The organism is Kribbella sp. WER1 (assembly GCF_054189145.1).
Map to the genome: position 1 here is coordinate 7,142,988 of NZ_CM135186.1, position 20,410 is coordinate 7,163,397.

General features: G+C 67.9%; 16 protein-coding genes. 10 read left to right on the forward strand and 6 right to left on the reverse strand.

The window, feature by feature from the left end; all coding sequences use genetic code 11:
• Positions 1-2: 2 nt before the first annotated feature.
• From ACXJJ3_RS34920 to ACXJJ3_RS34950, 7 genes are all read left to right on the forward strand, one after another.
• The gene (locus ACXJJ3_RS34920) at positions 3-1,862 is read left to right on the forward strand and encodes a right-handed parallel beta-helix repeat-containing protein (RefSeq protein ID WP_458166152.1); all 1,860 of its coding nucleotides are present in this window, start codon (positions 3-5) and stop codon (positions 1,860-1,862) included.
• A 7-nt stretch (positions 1,863-1,869) separates the two neighbouring features.
• Positions 1,870-3,699 (forward strand): right-handed parallel beta-helix repeat-containing protein, encoded by a 1,830-nt coding sequence (locus ACXJJ3_RS34925; RefSeq protein ID WP_458166153.1) that lies wholly within the window; start codon positions 1,870-1,872, stop codon positions 3,697-3,699.
• A gap of 5 nt (positions 3,700-3,704) precedes the next feature.
• Positions 3,705-4,451, forward strand: coding sequence for an SDR family NAD(P)-dependent oxidoreductase (locus ACXJJ3_RS34930; RefSeq protein WP_458166154.1), 747 nt, complete (start codon positions 3,705-3,707; stop codon positions 4,449-4,451).
• Positions 4,448-5,635: a CaiB/BaiF CoA transferase family protein gene (locus tag ACXJJ3_RS34935; protein ID WP_458166155.1), complete on the forward strand. Its 1,188-nt coding sequence runs from the start codon at positions 4,448-4,450 to the stop codon at positions 5,633-5,635. Before ACXJJ3_RS34930 ends, ACXJJ3_RS34935 begins: the two co-directional genes overlap by 4 nt.
• A gap of 201 nt (positions 5,636-5,836) precedes the next feature.
• Positions 5,837-6,778 (forward strand): ABC transporter permease, encoded by a 942-nt coding sequence (locus ACXJJ3_RS34940; protein WP_458166156.1) that lies wholly within the window; start codon positions 5,837-5,839, stop codon positions 6,776-6,778.
• Entirely contained in the window at positions 6,775-7,671 is an 897-nt protein-coding gene (locus ACXJJ3_RS34945; RefSeq protein WP_458166157.1) for a carbohydrate ABC transporter permease, read from the forward strand. Before ACXJJ3_RS34940 ends, ACXJJ3_RS34945 begins: the two co-directional genes overlap by 4 nt.
• Entirely contained in the window at positions 7,668-9,269 is a 1,602-nt protein-coding gene (locus tag ACXJJ3_RS34950) for a hypothetical protein (RefSeq protein ID WP_458166158.1), read from the forward strand. Before ACXJJ3_RS34945 ends, ACXJJ3_RS34950 begins: the two co-directional genes overlap by 4 nt.
• A 504-nt stretch (positions 9,270-9,773) precedes the next feature.
• On the opposite strand, the gene ACXJJ3_RS34955 is transcribed toward ACXJJ3_RS34950, so the two are convergent.
• Positions 9,774-10,994, reverse strand: coding sequence for an SGNH/GDSL hydrolase family protein (locus ACXJJ3_RS34955; RefSeq protein WP_458166159.1), 1,221 nt, complete (start codon positions 10,992-10,994; stop codon positions 9,774-9,776).
• A gap of 140 nt (positions 10,995-11,134) precedes the next feature.
• Here ACXJJ3_RS34955 and ACXJJ3_RS34960 point away from each other — a divergent pair, with 140 nt between their 5' ends.
• Entirely contained in the window at positions 11,135-13,636 is a 2,502-nt protein-coding gene (locus tag ACXJJ3_RS34960; protein WP_458166160.1) for a DEAD/DEAH box helicase, read from the forward strand.
• Here the strand turns inward: ACXJJ3_RS34960 and fabV are convergent.
• Complete coding sequence (fabV, locus tag ACXJJ3_RS34965; RefSeq protein WP_458166161.1) at positions 13,623-14,810, reverse strand: enoyl-[acyl-carrier-protein] reductase FabV; 1,188 nt, start codon at positions 14,808-14,810, stop codon at positions 13,623-13,625. The two genes, ACXJJ3_RS34960 and fabV, sit on opposite strands and share 14 nt — an antisense overlap.
• A gap of 13 nt (positions 14,811-14,823) precedes the next feature.
• Complete coding sequence (gene murA, locus ACXJJ3_RS34970; RefSeq protein WP_458166162.1) at positions 14,824-16,110, reverse strand: UDP-N-acetylglucosamine 1-carboxyvinyltransferase; 1,287 nt, start codon at positions 16,108-16,110, stop codon at positions 14,824-14,826.
• A 49-nt stretch (positions 16,111-16,159) separates the two neighbouring features.
• Between murA and ACXJJ3_RS34975 the strand changes: the two genes are divergently transcribed.
• Positions 16,160-16,741, forward strand: coding sequence for a cob(I)yrinic acid a,c-diamide adenosyltransferase (locus tag ACXJJ3_RS34975; protein ID WP_458166163.1), 582 nt, complete (start codon positions 16,160-16,162; stop codon positions 16,739-16,741).
• A gap of 83 nt (positions 16,742-16,824) precedes the next feature.
• On the opposite strand, the gene sppA is transcribed toward ACXJJ3_RS34975, so the two are convergent.
• The 3 genes from sppA to ACXJJ3_RS34990 all read right to left on the reverse strand — a co-directional run bounded on the left by sppA (position 16,825) and on the right by ACXJJ3_RS34990 (position 19,908).
• Positions 16,825-18,477, reverse strand: a complete 1,653-nt coding sequence (gene sppA, locus ACXJJ3_RS34980) for a signal peptide peptidase SppA (RefSeq protein WP_458166164.1) — start codon at positions 18,475-18,477, stop codon at positions 16,825-16,827.
• Between the two features lie 78 nt (positions 18,478-18,555).
• The gene (locus ACXJJ3_RS34985; protein WP_458166165.1) at positions 18,556-19,506 is read right to left on the reverse strand and encodes a hypothetical protein; all 951 of its coding nucleotides are present in this window, start codon (positions 19,504-19,506) and stop codon (positions 18,556-18,558) included.
• A gap of 75 nt (positions 19,507-19,581) precedes the next feature.
• Positions 19,582-19,908: a hypothetical protein gene (locus ACXJJ3_RS34990; RefSeq protein WP_458166166.1), complete on the reverse strand. Its 327-nt coding sequence runs from the start codon at positions 19,906-19,908 to the stop codon at positions 19,582-19,584.
• Between the two features lie 133 nt (positions 19,909-20,041).
• On the opposite strand from ACXJJ3_RS34990, the gene ACXJJ3_RS34995 reads away from it, so the two are divergent.
• Positions 20,042-20,404, forward strand: a complete 363-nt coding sequence (locus tag ACXJJ3_RS34995; RefSeq protein ID WP_458166167.1) for an STAS domain-containing protein — start codon at positions 20,042-20,044, stop codon at positions 20,402-20,404.
• Positions 20,405-20,410: the final 6 nt, after the last annotated feature.

Sequence of the window (20,410 nt, forward strand, 5' to 3'; positions counted from 1 at the left end):
ACATGTCCAAGAGAACCAGGCGAACGGCGTTCAGCGCCGTCGCCGGGGTGGTCGCTGCTGCCCTGGTGACGGTAGCGGCCGTCCAACTCAACGCCCAGCCCGCAGGTGCCGCCGACTGCAAGACCTTCTGGGTCGCGCCGAACGGTGACGACGCCGCCAAGGGCACCGAGAAGAGCCCGTGGAAGACCGTCACCCGGGCTCGCGACGAGATCCGGAACAAGCGCCTCAACCAGCACCAGAACTGCGACATCACCGTCAACCTGAAGGCCGGCGACTACCCGGTCGCGAACACCATCGACCTGGACGGCCAGGACTCCGGGAACAACGGCCACCGGATCATCTACCGCAGCGTCGACGGCCCGGGCAAGGCGAACCTGCAAGGCGCCGAGGAGCTCACCGGGTGGACGCCGTACCAGGATGGCATCTACAAGACCAGCTTCGACAAGACCAAGCCGTTCTACACGCTGTTCGAGGACGGCAAGCGCGCCACCAACGCCCGCTACCCGAACCGGGGCAGCGACGACCAGTGGTCGCCGTACCTGACGTCGATCCTCTACCAAGAGGACAAGATGGACGTGCACAACTGGCTGTGGGGCAAGCCCGGTGACTGGGACCCCAACTGGGACATGAGCCAGGCGTCCGTGACCATCTGGTCCGGCGGCTCCTGGTCCTGGTTCACCGACACGATCCCGCTGCTCGACACGAACTTCAAGAAGACCCAGACCACGCTGAAGTACTGGACCCGCTACGCGATGGTGAACAGCCGCGGCGGCTCCCGCTACTACTTCCAGAACTCGCTGAGCTTCCTGGACCAGCCCGGTGAGTACTACGTCGACTTCAAGGCCGGCGAGGTCTACTACAAGCCGCGGGCCGGCACCATGGACGGCGTCAAGGTGCTGCGGCCGACCGTGAAGACCGTGCTGAACCTGGCCGGCAAGTCCGCGCAGGACCGGCTGCACGACGTCACGTTCGACGGCCTCGGCGTCCAGTACTCCGACTTCGTCAGCTGGTACCGCAACGGCTGGGTGGCCGGCGGCGACGCGGGCGACGAGCACAAGTACCCGGAGTACGACCGGCAGATCGAGATGCCGCGGAACCGGTTCGGCGCGATCACACTGACCAACACCAGCAACATCGACCTGAGCCGGCTGCACCTGTCCGACACCGGATTCACCGGCATCTACCTGCTGTTCGCGAACGACCACACCAGGATCACCGACAGCCTGCTGGAGAACATCGGTGCCGACGGCATCAAGGTCGAGGGCGGCTGGCCGGGTGAAGGTGACCTGAGCAACCACCACACGATCTCGAACGTGTTCATCGACCACATCGGCGAGCTGGTCCCGGGCGACGCGTCCGGCATCGAACTGATGGACACCGGCAACAACAACATCTCGAACGTCGAGGTGAAGCACAGCGCCCGGTACGGGATCAGCCTGGAGTCGCGGCCCGAGGTGGTCGACGGCGACCAGTACGCGAGCGGCAACACGTTCAAGTACATCAAGCTGGAGCAGATGGGCCTGGACAGCGGCGACATGGGCGCGTTCTACGCGTACGGCGTCGACAACCAGGAGCCGCACCCGGTGACCAACACCGTCGACCAGATGGTGATCGGCGACGTGATCCCGGACCCGTCGATGCCGGACGCGGGCGGTACCCGTGGCGTGCACATGGACTCGGGCGGTTGCGGTTTCTCGTTCAGCAACGTGCAGGTCGGCAAGGTGACCGACCAGAAGTACCAGTCGTACAAGTGCAACGAGGTCAGCAACGTCGACTGGGAAACCGGGTTCGACAGCTCGAAGCTCGAGTACGACAAGATCGGTGTGCTGCCGGGCTTCCCGTACGACGTGGCCGGGCGGTGAGCGCGCGATGAAGGTGCTCGCGGGCGTGGTGATCGGTGCCGCTGCGCTGGCCTTGGCCGTCGGCGGCTCCGCGATGGGAACCGCCTCGCCGGTCAAGGGATGCAGCTCGTTCTGGGTCTCGCCCAGTGGGGACGACGGCGGGCCCGGGACCGAGAAGAAGCCGTGGAAGACCGTCGAGCATGCGCGGGACACACTGCGGATGCGCGGGCACGCCGGCTGTACGCCGGTGGTCAACCTGAAGGCCGGTACGTACCAGGTCGACAAGACGATCTCGTTCGACGACCGCGACTCCGACGTGACGTACCGCAGCGTGGACGGGCCGGGCAAGGCCGTCTTCGAGGCGGGGCAGGAGGTGACCGGCTGGACGCCGTACGAGGACGGCATCTTCAAGGCGCCGGTGGACATCAGCCAGCCGTTCTACAGCCTGTACGCCGAGGGCAAGCGGGCCACGACCGCCCGGTACCCGAACCGGGAGTCCGACGACAAGTGGGCGCCGTACCTGAAGTCGATCCTGTTCGACCCGACCAAGGAGGCGGTGCACGACCAGCTCGGGTTCAATACCGGCGACATCGACCCGTCCTGGGACCTGCGGCTCGGGACCGACTGGCCGGCGCAGGTGACGGTGTGGTCGGGCGGCTCATGGTCGTGGTTCACCGACACGATCCCGATGCTCGACATCAACTTCACCAAGAAGCGGACCACGCTGGTGTACCCGGCGCGGTACGGCTTCATCAACTCCGGCGGCGGATCGCGGTACTACGTCCAGAACTCGCTCAGCCTGCTCGACCAGGCCGGTGAGTACTACCTGGACTACCCGGCGAAAACGCTGTACTACAAGCCGTCCGGCGGCACCATGGACGGCGTCAAGGTGTACCGGCCGACGCAGACCGAGGTGTTCTCGATCGCCGGCGCGTCCCCGAACCGACGGGTGGAGAACCTGACGCTCGACGGGCTGACGGTCCAGCACACCGACTTCATGGAGTGGTACCGGTACGGCTGGAACGGGACCGGGGACTCCGGCGTGAAGCACAAGTACCCGAAGTACGACACGCAGATCGAGATGCCGCGGAACCAGTGGGGCGCGATCACGCTCACCAACACGCGCGGCGTGACGCTGACCAGGATGCATCTGCAGCAGACCGGGTTCACCGGGATCGAGCTGCTGTACGCCAACGAGAAGGCGACGGTGTCGGACAGCCTGCTCGAACACATCGGCAACGACGGCATCAAGGTCGAGGGCGGGTATCCGGGCGAGGGCGACCTCGCGCACGACAACACGTTCACGAACAACTACATCCACCACATCGGCGAGCTGGTGCCGGGCGACTCGGCCGGGGTCGAGATCATGGACAGCGGTCACAACGTCGTCAGCCACACCGTCGTCGAACACGGCGCGCGGTACGGCATCAGCATCGAGTCGCGGCCGGAGATCCCGAACGCGGACAACTACACCGGTGGGAACACGGTCAAGTACGTGCGGCTGTCGCACCTCGCGCAGGACAGCGGCGACACCGGTCCGTTCTACGCGTACGGCGTCCGGAACGAGCCGCCGTACACGCCGGACGCGGAGGTGTCGCAGCTGATCATCGACGACGCCAACGCCGACCCGTCGATGCCGGACGCGAAGCCGTACGGCGTGCACATGGACTTCGGCGGGTGTGGGTTCGCGTTCTCGGACATCAAGGTGACGAACACCGAGAGCGACCCGTACCACGGCCCGTCGGCCGGGCCGTGCGACACGTTCTCGAACGTGAGCTGGGAGTCCGGGTTCGACGATTCCAAGCTGCAGTACGACCAGATCGGCGTACTGCCTTCGTTCCCCTACGAGAAGCCCTGAGGTCCATGGACACCGAAAGGTTCGCGGGCAAGGTCGCGCTGATCACCGGAGCAGCCTCCGGCATCGGCGCGGCCACGGCCCGCCGCATCACCGCCGAAGGCGGCCAGGCAATCCTCTGCGACCGCAACACCACGGCCGCCCAGCAGCTCGCCGACGAGCTGGGCGGCCGGGCGTTCGAGCTGGATGTGACCGACCTCGAGCGGACGTTGGAGGTGGTTGCTGCTGTGGGGGAGGTGGATGTGTTGGTGAGTGCTGCTGGGGTTGATGTTTGTGACACCGTGCCGAACACCTCGCCGGAGGAGTGGCGGGCGATTCTGGATGTTGATCTGACGGGGGTTTACAACTCCTGCCGTGCCGTCCTGCCGGGGTTCGTGGCGCGGGGTGGTGGGGCGATTGTGACGATCTCGTCGGCGATCGGGACGGTGGGGGAGCGGAACCGGTCGGCGTACTGCGCCGCGAAGGCCGGCGTCGAGAACCTCACCCGGGCGATGGCGCTCGACCACGGCCGCGACGGCGTACGCGCGAACTGCGTGGCGCCGGGGCTGATCGACACGCCGTTGATCCGCAACGGCAAGGTCGGCGGTGCGGACGATCCGGGCGCGATGCAAGCGATGGTCGACCGGCACCACGCGCTGGGCCGGATCGGTCAGCCGGACGAGGTCGCGGCCGCGATCGCCTTCCTCGCGAGTGACGACGCGTCGTTCATCACCGGTGCGGTGCTGCCGGTCGACGCGGGATGGACGGCGCAATGAACATCCTGGGTGGTTACCGCGTCCTCGACCTGTCGGTGGCGATGGCCGGGCCGTTGGCCGCGATGCGGCTCGGCGACCTGGGCGCGGACGTGGTCAAGGTCGAGCCGGTCACCGGCGAATGGCAACGGCACACGTCCGCGGGCGGTGCCGCCGGCAACGAGGTCAACGCGTCCTTCCTCTCGTTGAACCGCAACAAGCGCAGCCTGGCCGTAGACCTCAAGTCCGACGACGGCCGCGACCTCCTGTACGACCTGGTCCGCACAGCCGACGTATTCCTCCAGAACTACCGCCCCGGCGTGGCAGCACGCCTAGGCGTCGACTACGCCACCCTCCGCGCTCTCAAGCCGTCCCTGGTCTATGTCTCGATCTCCGGGTACGGCGAGAGCGGCCCGTACGCCGAATGGCCCGGCCAGGACCTCCTGGTCCAGGCGATGAGCGGTGCCCTGTTCAGTGCCGGCCGCCCGGACGAACCACCCGTCGCGGCGCCGTACTTCCTGGCCGACGCGGTCACGGCGTACAGCGCGTTCGAAGGAGTCCTCGCGGCCCTGCTGCACCGGGAGCGGACAGGCGAGGGCCAGCTCGTCGAGGTGAACATGCTGGACGCGGTGATTGCCCTGCAGATGCAGGAGCTGTCCGTGCACACCGTCGGCGGCGTACCGCAGTCACGGTCCGAGGAGGTGCACGCCCACAGCTACATCCGCGCGCCGTACGGGATCTTCACCACGGCGGACGGCTACATCTCGCTGGCGTTCGCGAACCTGCCGGTGCTGGCCGAGGTACTGGACGCGCCCCAGCTGGCCGGGCTGGACGCGGAGCGGGACGGGTTCGCACGCCGGGACGAGATCGCGGCGGCGGTGTCGACGGCGCTGCGCCGCGAGTCCACGGAGTACTGGATGCTCAAGCTGCGGGAACGCGGCGTGTGGTGCGGACCGGTCCTGTCGTACGACGACCTGCGCGTGGATCCGCAGGTACTCCACAACGAGTCGTTCGTGACGTACGAGCACCCGACCGAGGGCACCGTGACCACGCCCGGGTTCCCGTACCGCTTCAGCCGGACACCTCCCGACGTACACCGTCCGGCGCCGTTGGTGGGCGAGCACACCGACGAGCTGCTGACCGAGCTCGGCGTCTCACCGGCCAAGCGCCAGGCCCTGCTGGAGCAGGGCGCCGTAGTGGCCCGCTGACAGCAACACGCCGAACACACTCCGACACTCCGATCGAAGCTGCGCGACTCTCCAAGACAGGACACCCTCGAAGAGGGGCAGGGAAAGCGTTCTCCAACCGCCGGGGGGATACAACCCTGGGAGTGTCGCGTGGCTCAAACAGACCGAATCCCCAGCCGATCGACCACGTCCGGGCAGCTGACAGATTCCGGACCACCGGGCGTGGTCACGGACAGTGTGGCTCCGGCCGAGCCGTTGTCATGGTGGGCGAGAGCCAAGCGGGACAAGATCCTGCTGCTGATGGCGCTGCCCGGGCTCGCGCTGCTGCTCGCGTTCCACTACCTGCCGTTGCTCGGGAACCTGATCGCGTTCCAGGAGTACCTGCCGTTCGTCCCGCTCGGCCGCAGCGCCTGGGTCGGGCTCGACAACTTCGCGGTGATCTTCAACGGTGACGCGGAGTTCCTCAATGCCCTCAAGAACACGCTGTTGATCACGCTGGTCCAGGTGATCTTCGTGTTCCCCGCACCGATCGCGCTGGCGCTGCTGCTGAACAGCCTGCTGTCGGAGCGGATCAAGCGCGTCGTCCAGTCCGTGCTGTACCTGCCGCACTTCCTGTCCTGGGTGATCGTGATCGCGATCTTCCAGCAGATCCTCGGCGGCAGCGGGCTGATCAACAACTTCCTGCGCTCGCACGGGATGGGCACGATCGACTTCCTCGGCAACCCGGACGGCTTCGTCGCGTTGCTCACCAGTCAGGTGATCTGGAAGGACACCGGGTGGGGGACGATCCTGTTCCTGGCCGCGCTCACCCAGATCGACCCCGGGCTGTACGAGGCCGCGCGCGTCGACGGCGCGTCCCGCTGGCGGCAACTCTGGCACGTCACGGTGCCGGGCATCCGCGGGCTGATCATCCTGCTGCTGATCCTGCGGCTCGGCGATTCGCTGACCGTCGGGTTCGAGCAGATCATCCTGCAGCAGAACCTCGTCGGCAGACCCGCGAGCGAGGTACTCGACACGTACGTCTACAACAACGGCGTACTGGCCGGGCAATGGGGTGTATCGGCCGCCGTCGGGTTGGTGAAGGGGCTCGTTGCCGTCGTCCTGGTGATCGGCGCCAACAAGATCGCGCACATCTTCGGTGAGGCGGGGGTGTATCAGAAATGAGCGTTGTACAGAAAGGAATCGACGACGCTCCCGCGATGTCGTCGCGGGTGCTCAAAGGCGTCGTACTGCTGGTGTGCTGTGCGGTCGTCGTCATCCCGTTCCTCGGGGTGATCTCGACCAGCATCGCCAGCCAGCGGCACGTCACGAACTCCGGCGGCTTCGTGCTCTGGCCGGACGGCCTCAACTGGGACGCGTACAAGGCGATCTTCAACGGCGGCGTCGTCCAGCGCGCGCTCGGCGTCAGCGTACTGATCGCCGTCGGCGGCACGCTGGTCAGCCTCGCCGGGTCGACGATGCTGGCGTACGCGCTCAGCCGGCGCGGCTCGTTCGGGCAGCGGCCGATCCTGCTCGTCGTCCTGTTCAGCCTGCTGTTCAGCCCCGGGCTGATCCCGAACTACCTGGTGGTCAAGGAGTTCGGGCTGCTCGACTCGCTGCTCGCGCTGATCCTGCCGACCGCGATCAGCGGGTTCAACGTGATCGTGCTGCGCTCGTTCTTCATGAGCATTCCGGACTCCGTCCTCGACTCCGCGCGCGTCGACGGCGCCGGCGACTTCCGGATCTTCTGGTCGATCGTGCTGCCGTTGTCCAAGGCGGTGCTCGCGGTGATCGGGCTGTTCTATGCGGTCGGGTACTGGAACGCGTTCTTCAACGCGATGCTCTACATCAACGACACCGCGAAATGGCCGCTGCAGCTGGTACTGCGGACGTACGTCATCAACAACACCGAGCTGAGCAGCGGGGACCTCGGCGGCGCGTCCGCCGACCAGCTGCCGCCGCAGGAGTCGATCCAGATGGCGATCCTGGTGGTGTCGCTGGTGCCGATCCTGATCGTGTACCCGTTCCTGCAACGGCACTTCGCCAAGGGCATGCTGACCGGGGCGGTGAAGGGATGACTGTTCGGCGAAGGACGTTCCTGGCCGGATCGTTCGCTCTCGGGCTGACCGGATGCTCCACGGTGACCCGGTCGACCGACATCGCGGCGTTGAACAAGCCGGTCGAGCTGCCGACGTACAAACGGTTCAACGGGCCGAAACCGGATCTGCCGCGGAGCCATCCGCTGATGCCGGACTGCTTCTACCGGTTCCCGGAGCACCCCGCGAAGGTGACCGACGGGACGCCCGGCGACGGGCACACCGTCACCGGCTCGGCGCCGACGTCGAACCCGATCCCGCCGTCCGCGGACCGCAACCCGTACTGGCAGGAGCTCAACCGGCGGCTCGGCGGGCCGCTCGACCTCAACATCACCGCGGCGGGTGACTACTCGAACAAGTTCGCCACGGCGGTTGCCGGTGACACGTTGGGCGATCTGTTCAACGTGGACGGCGGGTTCGCGTACCTGCCGCAGTTCCTGGAGGCACGGGCGCAGGATCTGACCGACTACCTGTCGGGGGACGCGATCCTCGAGTACCCGTTCCTGGCGAACGCGCCGCAGGCGTCGTGGCGCGGATGCGTGTACTCCGGCGGTATCCGCGCCGTACCGATCCAGCGCGGGATCATGTCGTCGAACACGCTGCTCGCGCGGCAGGATCTGCTGGACAAGCTCGGGGTGGAGCTCGGCTCGCCGACGCCCGACGAGCTGCAGAAGGTGGCGAAGGCGGTCACGGACGGGAAGAAGAACCGGTGGGGGTTCGCGGTACCGCCGGCCGCGGCGCTCAGTGCGATGCTTGGTCTGCCCAACGGTTGGGAGGTGCGGGACGGGAAGCTCGTACACAGTCGCGAACTGCCCGAACACAAGGAGATGCTGGCGATCACCCGGCAGATGGTCAAGGACGGGGTGATCCACCCGGACGGCGTCGCGAAAGCCAACCAGAAGGTGTGGTTCACGCAAGGGTCGGCGGTGATGACGCAGGACACGTACTCGTCGATCCAAAGCTTCTACCGGCGTGCCACCGGTCAGAGCTTCAGCGTCTCGATCCCGGTACCGCGGACCGCGGACGGGAAGGTGGGACGGGTACTGCTCGGGTCGCCGAACAACTCGATCGCCGCGATCCGGCCGGGACCGCCCGCGCGGATCAAGGCGCTGCTGCGGATCCTGAACTGGTTCGCGGCGCCGTTCGGGACGGAGGAGTACCTGTTCCGGAAGTTCGGGTTGCCGGGGCGGCATTACACCTTGAACGGGACGGATCCGGTGCTGACGAAGGACGGTGGGAGTGAGGTCTGTTTGGGGGAGTTTCCCATTCAGTACCTTGCCGACGGGCCGTATCCGGCGTACTTCCCGGGGCATCCGGAGGCGGTCGACACGGCGTACGCGCATTTCAAGGCGGTGCTGCCGACGGCGATCATGTCGCCGACGTACGGGCTGTACTCCCCGACACAGTCCACCAAGGGCAAGATCCTCGACACCCGGATGGACTCCCTCACCAAAGACATCCAACTAGGCCGAGCCAACCTCAACTCCTGGGACGAGGCGGTGGCCGACTACCGCAAGTCCGGCGCCGACGCCATTCGCAACGAACTGGAACAAGCACTAGCCATCAAGGGCGAAAAATAAGAGCTGACAGGCGAGGTTGTACGTCGATCAAGAGCTGACAGGTGAGGTGCTACGTGTGAGAAGAGCTGACAGGTGAGGTGGCGCGTGAGGTGAGTGCTGTCAGGCGAGGTCCTACGCGAGTTAACAGCTGACAGGTGAGGTGCTGTGTGAGGTGAGTGCTGTCGCGCGAGGTCCTACGTGAGTTGCCAGCTGACAGGTGAGGTCTACGCGAGGAGCAGTTGGTGCGGGCGGCCTGTACGCCTACCCCGGTCCCGTGCCGGGGTAGGCGCCTGCGCCCAGCCGCACCATCCGCTCCCACACCATCTGCTCCCCACCACGTGCTCGTGCAGCACGTGCTCGCGCCACCCGTGCTCGCGCCACCTGCGCCGGGCTACTGGTGCTAGGCGTCCTCACCCGCAGCACGTGAGGTCGCACCAATCAACATCTCTACCTGGGCAGATACCGGGTGAGGGACCCCGGCAGGCGCTCGTCGTTCTTCGGTGTGACGGGCGGCTGGAACAACAACTACTTGCAGCGCAGTGAGTCCAGGTTGGGTGCATCTCCCATCGCCTGGTTGCCGGCGTCGTTGGGGTGGAGGCCGTCGCCGCCGTCGTAGGTGGGGGACAGGCGGGTGGGGTCGGCGGGGTCGCGGGTGGCGGCGTCGAAGTCGGCTACGGCGTCGAACTCGCCGCTGGTGCGGATGAAGGTGTTGACGGCCTGGCGGATCGCCTCCTTGTCGGGGGTGTAGACGAAGGAGCTGCCCATCGGCGTCAGGGTGCCGCCTACGATGCAGCGGCCGGTGGCGTGGACTCGGGTGATGAGCTGGCGGTAGCCGGCGATCAGTTGGTCGGTGGTCGCGCCGGCGTAGATGTCGTTGATGCCCTCCAGGACCAGCACCGTGCGTACGCCGGGTTTCGTGAGCACGTCCTTGTCGAGCCGTGCCAGCGCGCTCGCCCCCGCGCTGCCGGCTTTCGCGACGCCGCCCAGGACGCGGTTGCCGGAGATGCCTTCGTTGGAGACCGCCAGGCGTCGGGGTTCGGGGAGTTTCGCGTAGCGGCCGGCGAGGATGTCCGGCCAGCGGCGGTTGGTGTCGATCGTCGTACCGACCGAGGACGTGATCGAGTCGCCGAGTGTCGCGACCGTCTGGACCTGTTGCGGGGCGTCGACGATCGCGGCGTTCACGAAGTACCACGCCGCCGATTCGGTCTGGTACGCCGTACTCGACTCGTCGGCCGCGTGGTCGCCCGATGTCGACTTGTAGCTGTGCTGCATCGCCCGGTTGTGCGCGGTGATCACGCCCGTCGTGCCGACCACGTGCAGGCTGACGGACAGACTCGTCAGTGCGGGTACCGTCCCAGGCAGCGGGTCGCTGATCGCCATCGCGCCGGGCGGGATCGTCACCGTCGTACTGCCGCCGAACGTCAGCCGCCGGCTCGACCCGGCCACCACGTTCGCCCCGCTGGACTGCCGGCCGACGTACGCCGAGTCCGTGACCAGCGGCTGGTCGCCGTTCGCGTTGGAGATCCGGATCCGCAGGTCCTTCCCGCCGACGCTGGTCCGCAGGATGTTCCGTACGGTCATGTCGCTCAAGGTCCCGCCGGCGATGTCGTCGGCCGCACCCCACGTGGTCACCGCGGCGTCCGCCGCGCCGGCCTGATCGTTCGGGGTGGCGGCGCTCACCAGACCCGCCGCACCCATGGCTGTCACCAGCAAACTCGCGCCCATCCGGCGCCATGTCATCGTCATGCGCATCAAGTCACCTCCGAATAGCTACTCATGCAATCGTTTGCAAAGATTCTGTCGCCGAACGGTCGTGTCCGCGAGCCGAACGGCGCGTGGGACCCGGCGGCGCCGGTGGATTGGCTGGTCAGGGACAATGGGCAGTGATGACGCTGACTGAGAAACTTCCGGGGACCACCGAGCCTGACGACCTGTTCGACGCCTTCCAGAGCTGGGTGGGGGAGCAGGGGATCTCGCTGTACCCGGCGCAGGAAGAGGCGTTGATCGAGGTGATGACCGGGTCGAACGTGATCCTGTCCACGCCGACCGGGTCCGGGAAGAGCCTGGTGGCGACCGGCGCGCACTTCGCGGCGCTGGCGAACGGGCAGCGGACGTTCTACACCGCTCCGATCAAGGCCCTGGTCTCGGAGAAATTCTTCGCGCTCTGCGACATCTTCGGCGCGGACAAGGTCGGCATGCTGACCGGCGATGCGGCCGTCAACGCGTCCGCCCCGATCATCTGCTGTACGGCGGAAGTCCTGGCGAACATCGCGCTCCGCGAGGGCTCGGACGCGGATATCGGCCAGGTCGTGATGGACGAGTTCCACTTCTACTCCGAGCCCGACCGCGGCTGGGCCTGGCAGGTGCCGCTGCTCGAGCTGCCGAAGGCGCAGTTCGTACTGATGTCGGCGACCCTCGGCGACGTCGAGCGGTTCAAGATCGACCTGTCCCGGCGGACCGGCCGGTCGACCGCGATCGTCGCGTCCGGCGAACGCCCGGTCCCGCTGATCTACAAGTACGTCACCACCGCCCTGCACGAGACCCTCGAAGAGCTGCTGACCACGCACCAGGCCCCGGTGTACGTCGTGCACTTCACCCAGGCGGCCGCCCTGGAACGCGCGCAGGCCCTGATGAGCATCAACGTCTCCTCGAAGGAGGAGAAGGAGAAGCTCAACGAGCTGATCGGCAACTTCCGGTTCAGCAAGGGCTTCGGCCGGACCCTGCAGCGGCTCGTGAAGCACGGCATCGGCGTCCACCACGCCGGCATGCTGCCGAAGTACCGGCGGCTCGTCGAGCAGATCGCGCAGGCCGGTCTGCTCAAGGTGATCTGCGGTACCGACACCCTCGGCGTCGGCATCAACGTCCCGATCCGGACCGTCGTCCTCACCGCGCTCAGCAAGTACGACGGGCGCCGCCAGCGGATCCTGAAGGCGCGCGAGTTCCACCAGATCGCGGGCCGCGCCGGCCGGGCCGGGTACGACACGTCCGGCACCGTCGTCGTCCAGGCCCCGGACCACGTCGTCGAGAACGTGAAGGCGCTGGCGAAGGCCGGCGACGACCCGAAGAAGCAGCGCAAGGTCCAGCGGAAGAAACCGCCGGAAGGGTTCGTGACCTGGGGCGAGGACACGTTCGACCGGCTGGTCGCGGCCGAGCCGGAGGCGTTGCAGTCCCGGATGCGGGTCAGCCACGCGATGCTGCTGAACGTGATCGCCCGCGACGGCAACGCGTTCGAGAGCATGCGGCAGCTGCTCCGCGACAACCACGAGGACGCCCGCTCGCAGGTCCGGCTGATCCGCCGCGCGATCCAGATCTACCGCACGCTGGTCACCGCGGGCGTCGTCGAACGCCTCGACGAGCCCGACGAGAACGGCCGCATCCTCCGGCTGACCGTCGACCTGCAGAAGGACTTCAGCCTCAACCAGCCGCTGTCGACGTTCGCGCTGGCCGCGCTCGACCTGCTCGATCCCGCGGACCCGTCGTACGCGCTCGACGTGGTCTCGATCATCGAGGCGACGCTGGAGGACCCGCGGGCGGTGCTGTGGGCGCAGGAGCATCACGCCAAGGGCGAGGCCGTGAACGCGATGAAGGCCCAGGGCATCGAGTACGACGAGCGGATGGAGCTGCTCGAGGACGTCAGCTGGCCGAAGCCGCTCCAGGAGTTGCTCGAGGCAACGTTCGAGATGTACCGCCAGACGCACCCGTGGATCGCGGACACCGGGCTGTCACCGAAGGCCGTGGTCCGGGACATGTTCGAGCGGGCGATGACGTTCGGCGAGTTCATCGGGTACTACGGTCTCGCCCGCTCCGAGGGCATCGTGCTGCGGTACCTGAGCGACGCGTACAAGGCGCTCCGGCAGACCGTCCCGCCGGACAAGGCCGACGAGGACCTGGCCGACCTGATCGAGTGGCTCGGCGAAGTCGTCCGGCAGACCGACTCCAGCCTGCTCGACGAGTGGGAGGAGCTGACGAACCCGGCCGACGACACCGTCACCGAGGTCGTCCCGGCCGGCCCGCGCCGAATCACCTTGAACACCAGGGCTTTCCGGGTCCTGGTCCGGAACGCGATGTTCCGCCGCGTCGAGCTGCTCGCGTTGCACCGTTGGGCCGAGCTGGGGCAGCTCGACGGCGAAGCCGGCTGGGACGCGGGCCGCTGGGCCGAGGCCGGTACGGCGTACTACGCCGAGCACGAGGTCGTCGGGACCGGACCGGAAGCCCGCGGGCCCGCGCTGTTCCTGGTCGAGGAACACCCGGGCTACTGGGAGGTCCAGCAGATCATCGACGACCCGGAAGGCAACCACGACTGGCGGATCACCGCGTCGGTCGACCTGGCCGCCTCCGACGAGGCGGCCGAGCTCGTCCTCGAACTGGTGTCGTTCAAGCCCCTGTAGCTGTTGCGGTAGGCCACTCCACGTCGACCTCGGTCTCCGCGGCGTAGTCCACACCAGGTACTTCGAAGCCGTAGAGCCGGCGGACCTCGGCCAGGAACCACGCGGCGTCCGCGACCTCGGCGATGTTGTCCTGTGTCGCGGACTCCCACTGCGCCCGGACGGCGTCCTGCACCTCGTCGGACAGCTCCCACCGGTCGAGGCGGATGCGTCCGTCGTCGTCGAGGTCGAGCGGTGCCTCGCCGGTCAACTGGTCCCAGAGCGCGACGGACTGCTCGACAGGGGTCTGCAGCGGGGTCACGTGGTGCAGGAGGCTGACGTACAGCCCGATGCCCGGGATCGCGGACGACGACTGGGTGACGGCGGCGCCGTTCACCGAGGTCATCGCGGTGACGCCGTCCGCGGCCAGCTTCAACGCGGTCTGCTCGAGGTCCGCCTTCGCGGCGCCGATCGAGCCCTGCCGGTACAGCGGGCCGGTCAGCTCGGAGCCGATGTAGGTGAGCGCGACGGTGTTGAAGCCCGGCTTCAGCAGGTCGCGTTCCTGCAGCGCGGCGACCCAGCGGGTCCAGTCCTCGCCGCCCATCACCTTCACGGTCTGGGCGATCTCGTCGTCGTTCGCGACCTCGATCGCGACGGCTTCCTGCAGCACGGGCTCGCCGTCCTCGAACGCGAGGCTCTTCGTGCTGTGCGGCGCGCCGATCGCCTTCAGGACGGACTGGTACGTCTCGCCGGTGCGCGGGTCGGTACGGCGCGGGGCGGCGACGCTGTAGATCAGGTGGTCGATCCTGCCGAGCTTCGCCGCGACCAGGTCGAGCACCTCGTCCTTGGTGGTGTCCGCGAACGCGTCCGCGTTCACGAAGCTCCACGAGCGGCCGAGCTCGGCAGCCAGCGCGGCCGTCTCGGCGGTCCGGTACCACCCGGCAGTCGCCGTACGGCGGGCCGTCGCCGCCTTCTCGAAGCAGACGCCGACCCCGTCGATCCCGTACCGCGCGAGGCCCGCGATCGTGGTCGCGAGCCCGTAGCCGGAGCTTGACCCGATCACCAGCGCCGTACGCCGCTCCGCCGGCCGCTGCTCGACCTCCGCCGCCATGTCCCGCACCACCCGGGCACACCCGGCCGGATGCGAGTCCAGGAACAGGAATCCCCGCCCAACCGGCTTCACCACACGCTCAGTCATGCGGACGACCCTATTAGCTCCAGTACATCTCCGCATCGTCAGGTTCCACGACGACGTCGGCGCCCAGGCGGCGCAGGTTACCCGCGAAGTCCGTGTAGCCGCGGTGCACATGGTGCGCGGCGGACACGAGCGTCTCGCCCTCGGCGGCGAGGCCGGCCAGCACCAGCGCGGCACCGGCCCGGATGTCGGACGCGACCACCGGCGCCCCGGACAGCCGCGGTACGCCGCGGACGACCGCATGGTGCCCGTCGGTCTGGATCTGTGCGCCCAGCCGGGTGAGCTCCTGCGCGAACGTGAACCGGCCCTCGAACAGGTTCTCCGTCACCATCGCGGCACCGTCGCTCAACGCGTTCAGCGCGATCACGAACGCCTGCAGGTCGGTCGCGAACCCGGGATACGGCAGCGTCACGACGTCCACCGGCTTCGGCCGGTCGTGCATCCGGACCCGGAAGCCCGGGTTCAGCACGGTGATCTCGGCGCCTGCCTTGTGCAGCTTGTCGAGCGGCAGTTCGAGATGCTCGGCGTGACCGTTCGAGACGGTGACGTCGCCCTTGGTGATCGCGGCCGCGAACGCCCAGCTCCCGGACACGATCCGGTCCGGGACCACGACGTGGTCGACCGGGTTCAGCAGCCCGCTCACGCCGGTGATCTCGATCCGCGGCGAGCCGGCGCCGTCGATCTGCGCGCCCATCTCGACCAGCATCGCGGCGATGTCCTGGATCTCCGGTTCGCGGGCCGCGTTCTCGATGATCGTGGTGCCCTTCGCGAGCACCGCCGCCATCATGATCGTCTCGGTCGCGCCGACGCTCGGGAAGTCCAGCCAGACCTCGGCGCCGTGCAGCCCCTGCGGCGCCTCGGCGATCACGAACCCGTGCTCGATGTGCACCTTCGCGCCCATCGACTCCAACCCGGCGACGTGCATGTTCAGCCCGCGGGAGCCGATGTTGTCGCCGCCCGGCAGCGCCACCTCCGCCTGGCCGCAGCGGCCGAGCAGCGGGCCGAGCACCGAGATCGAGGCCCGCAGCTTGCGGACCAGCTCGTAGTCGCACTGGTGCCCGATCGCGCCCGGTACGGCGATCGTCGCGAGTCCCGCGTCCGCGTCCACCTTCACCGAGCAGCCGAGCGTGTCCAGCAGTTGGGCCATGAACGTGACGTCCAGGATGCCCGGCACCTGCCGCAGCGTCGTCGTACCTTCGGCGAGCAACGCCGCCGCCATCAGTTTGAGCACACTGTTCTTCGCTCCGGCCACCTCGACGGCGCCGTCCAGCCGTGCCTCACCCGCGATTCGAAACCGTTCCACCGGTCGACTGTAGCGTTTGACGGCCCGAGGGTTTGCGTAGAGTCCTGGCATGGCTGTGAACTTGACGCGGATCTACACCCGCACCGGTGACGCCGGCGAGACCCGCCTCGGCGACAACTCCACGACCTCGAAGACCGACCCGCGACTGGCGGCGTACGGCGAGGTCGACGAGGCGAACTCGGCGATCGGGGTGGCGATCGCCGCCGGGCACCTGAACAGCGCGATCGCGGTGCTGCTGACCCGGATCCAGAACGACCTCTTCGACGTCGGCGCGGACCTGTGCAACCCGATCGCGCCGGACCCGGAGTACCCGCCGCTGCGGATCACCCAGGATTACGTCGACCGGCTCGAGGGCTGGTGCGACGAGTACAACAACCGTTTGACCAAGCTCCGCTCGTTCATCCTGCCCGGCGGTACCGAGGGCGCCGCCTACCTGAACGTCGCCCGCGCGGTCGTCCGGCGCGCCGAGCGGGCCGGCTGGGCCGCGGTCGAGGCGCACGGCCCGTCGGTCAACCTGCTCGCGATCACGTACCTGAACCGCCTGTCCGACCTGCTCTTCATCCTCGGCCGCGTCGCCAACCTCTCCTCCGGCGGCGACGTCCTCTGGGTCCCGGGTGGCGAAAGGGACTGAGGGGGTGTCAGATGGTTCCACGCCTACTGCGGGGCACTCGGCACGGCACCTCCTCGCTACGGCGCGGAACCATCCGACACCCCCTAGCCGATCTCCCAGTTGAACGGCATCCGCAGTACACCCGCAGGTGGGAGGCCCAGCGCGCTGTAGAGACCGGTGGTCAGGCCGTCGAGCGTCAACGGCGCCGCGGTGACTGCCAGATCGTCGGTCGTCGTCGGCGCCTTGAGCTGGCTCAGCAGGTTGCGGTGCGGTACTGCGGTGACGCCGACCTCTTCGCGGTCCAGACCGGCCCGGTTGCAGGCCAGCGTCAGTGCGTGCTGGAAACCGCCCAGCTCGTCAACCAGCTTGTGGCCGTGCGCGTCGGCGCCTGTCCAGACCCGTCCACGCGCCAGCGACTCCAGCCGCTCCTCCGGGAGCCCACGGTCCTGTGCGGCCTTGGCGACGAAGTCCTTGTAGATCCGGTCGAGTATTTCCTCCAGCCGAGCCCACTGTTCGTCGGTGAACTCCTCCTGCGCCGAGAACATCTGCGCGTTCGCACCCTCGGACACGGCCTGCTGTGAGATCCCGATGCGGCCCAACGCGTCCCGTACGACGCCCTTGCCGGTCAGTACGCCGATAGAGCCGGTGATGGTGCCCGGCTGCGCCACGATGACGTCGGCCGGCATTGCCACGAAGTACCCGCCGGATGCGGCGACGCTGCCCATCGACGCGATCACCGGGCGCCCGGTGGAACGCAGCCGCAGTACCTCGTTGCGGATGGCGTCAGAGGCGACGTACGACCCGCCTGGGCTGTCGACGCGCAGCACTACCGCCTTGACGTGTTCGTTGGCTGCTACGGCACGCAGTGCGGCGCCAACGGTGTCCGAACCGGAGCCAGGGCCGCCCATGGGGCTGTTGGAGTTCCGGCCGACGGAGATGCCGCCCGTTACGCGTACTACGGCCACCAGCGGCTTCTGCGGCCAGGGGAGCGTCTTGCGTACTTCGTCCAGCGTCCGCGGGCCGCGGCGGATGTACCGCTCGGCCAGCAGCCTGTCGTCGTACTGCAGGTGCTTCTCGAGCTCGTCGTACACGTCCGACCGGTACCCGAGCCGGTCCACCAGGCCCGCGTCCAGCCCGTCCTGCGCGGCCAGCGGTGCGGTGTCGACGAGTTCGCGTACGCGCGTCGCGTCCAGGCGCCGCCGTACCGCGATGCCCTCGACGATCTGCTCGTACGCCGACTCCGCCAAGCGCGACGCCATCTCCCGCGCCGGGCCGGTCATCTCGCGCTCGGTGAACGTGTCGGCCGCCGTCTTGTACTCCCGGCGCTTCCCGAACTGGGGGATCACGCCGGCCTTGTCGAGTGCGCTCCGGATGAACACCGCGTGGACCGAGACGCCGGTGATCGACAGGTCGCCGGACGGCTGCAGCCAGATCTCGTCGAACGCCGTGGCCAGGTAGTACTGGACGGTGCCCTGGCCGGCCTCGCCGAACGACTCGGTCCACGCGACAGCCGGCTTCCCCGACGTCCGGAAGTCGGCCACCGCCTCCCGCAGATCCTGCACCTGCGCCAACGACAGCCGCTGCCCGCCGAGGTGCGCGACGACGCCCACCACGCCGTCGTCACGGGCTCCCTTCCGCAGCGCGGCCACGAGCTCGCGCAGCGTCGGCAGATGCCGCATCCGAAACGCGGCCACAGGCGAAGCGGGCGGCGTCTCGACGACACCCCGGGTCAGATCCAGCTCAAGCAGTGTCCCCATACCCCGACCCTAGACGCTCGGAAAAAGACCTGTCCCCGCCCAACTCTGCTGGACGGGGACAGATCAGTTACAGCTGCGTCACTCACCCAGCCGCTGCGGCCCGCCCCCACCGGTGAGCAGGAAGTGCACCTTCGCGCCGAGCGCCGCCTTGAACGTGCCGTAGCTCTTGATCACCGTGCTGGTCCCGGTGGCCTTGCTGACCGCGTACACGGTGGCCGTGTTCGTGTCGTGGTCGAACGCGGTCAGCAGCGTGCTGGTCGCACCACACCGCTGCGCGACCAGCGACTCGAACGCCGCGAACCCGGAAGCACGTACCTGCTTCACAACCGGCTTCATCGGCAGCTTGACCGGCACACGCACCGTGTAGAGCGCACCGCCCTTGGTCAGCACCAGAAGGGTGTCGTACGTCGCGGTCTCGGCGATCAGGGTCATCGCCTTGACCGAACCGAAGCCAGGCGCCGACCCGAACGCCCGCGGCTTGTCGTCGACCGTGTAGCGGTAGAGCGACCCGTTGGCGTGCAGACCGTAGAGGAACGCGTGGTCATTGATGCCGTACACGTAGTTGGAGTCGGTGATCTGGCTGAACCCGCGCCAGCCGGTCCCCAGCTTGACCGCCCGGACGCTCGGGGTGGTCGCCGAGCCCTTGTACAGGGTGATCGCGCCGTACAGGTTGTCACCCTGCAGGACGAGGCCGTGGAAGAAGTCCGTCGTACCGTCACTCTCCAGGTACCAGCCGGCGCTGGAACGGATGCCGAAGAGCTTGTACGGGTCCAGTGGGTTCACGGTGAGCGGCCTGGTGGCGGTCACGTCGTACCCACTGGCTGTCCCGCCGGTGTTCACCGCCCCAACGCTGACGCCGCACGCCGTGGCCGCGGCCTGCGCGTTGGTAGTGGGAAGCTTTCGGGCGTTCTTACCGGCTTCCCGGAACGAGTCCGGGCCGGGCTTGGCCGCGGTCGCGGCTGCCGGTACCGCCGCCGCGGTGACCAGGCTCAGCCCGGCCAGCGCGAGTGCAACACGTCGCAGTCTCATGGTCCGTACATCGGCGGGCGAGTACTCCCCGTTACCGAGAACACGTACCGTTACCGTTTCGGTATAGCCCGGTGGTCAGGATGGGTCGAGGAGGCCGCGGGCGGCGGCTTCGTCGGTGGGCCAGACGTAGATGCTCCAGCCGTCGGTGGTGCGGGCGGCGGTGGCCTTGATGCCGAAGGTCTTCAGGCGGGCGACCAGGACGCGGGCCTCGTTGTACGTGTGCACCGTCCGGATGTCGGTGAGCAGGCCGAAGGTGTCCGGGGCGGCCGGGGTCTGGTCGACGCGCCGGACAAGTGAGCCGCCCTTCGCCTTCGAGAACGCCCAGCGGCACAGCAGCACCACCACGCCGGCCAGGGCGATGGCCACCACCGGGAACAGGAAGTAATCCTCCGGGTAGTACACGCCGACCATTGTCTCGCGAATCAAAAGATCGTGAGGGGTTGGCAACCGTCCGTGTCTTCAGGGAGTCTTTAGAACACAAGCTGTCACGCGGCCGTGGAACTCGGGGGCCGCCGGAAGAGCGGAGGGCACGGACATGCTCGCACCGACGTACAGCCGGCCTGACAACAGCAGGCCCGACAACAGGCCCGACAACAGGCCCGACAATGTGGTCCACCTGACCGGAATCCTGGACGTCCGCTCGGTCGGCGACGTCCGGCAGACCCTCAACCACCTGATCGACACCTCCGTCGGCGACGTGATCGTCGACCTGGAAGAGGTCGACGCCGTCGACGCCACCGGCCTCGGCCTCCTGGTCGCCACCCACCGCCGCACCCAACTCCTCGGCCGCCAACTGGTCCTCTGGCACCCGATGCCCTCGGTCGTCAGAATCCTCGCCGTCACCCGCCTGCACCGCGTCCTCAACGTGGAACGCACCCCGCTACCGATCAGCGCCTGACTGTGA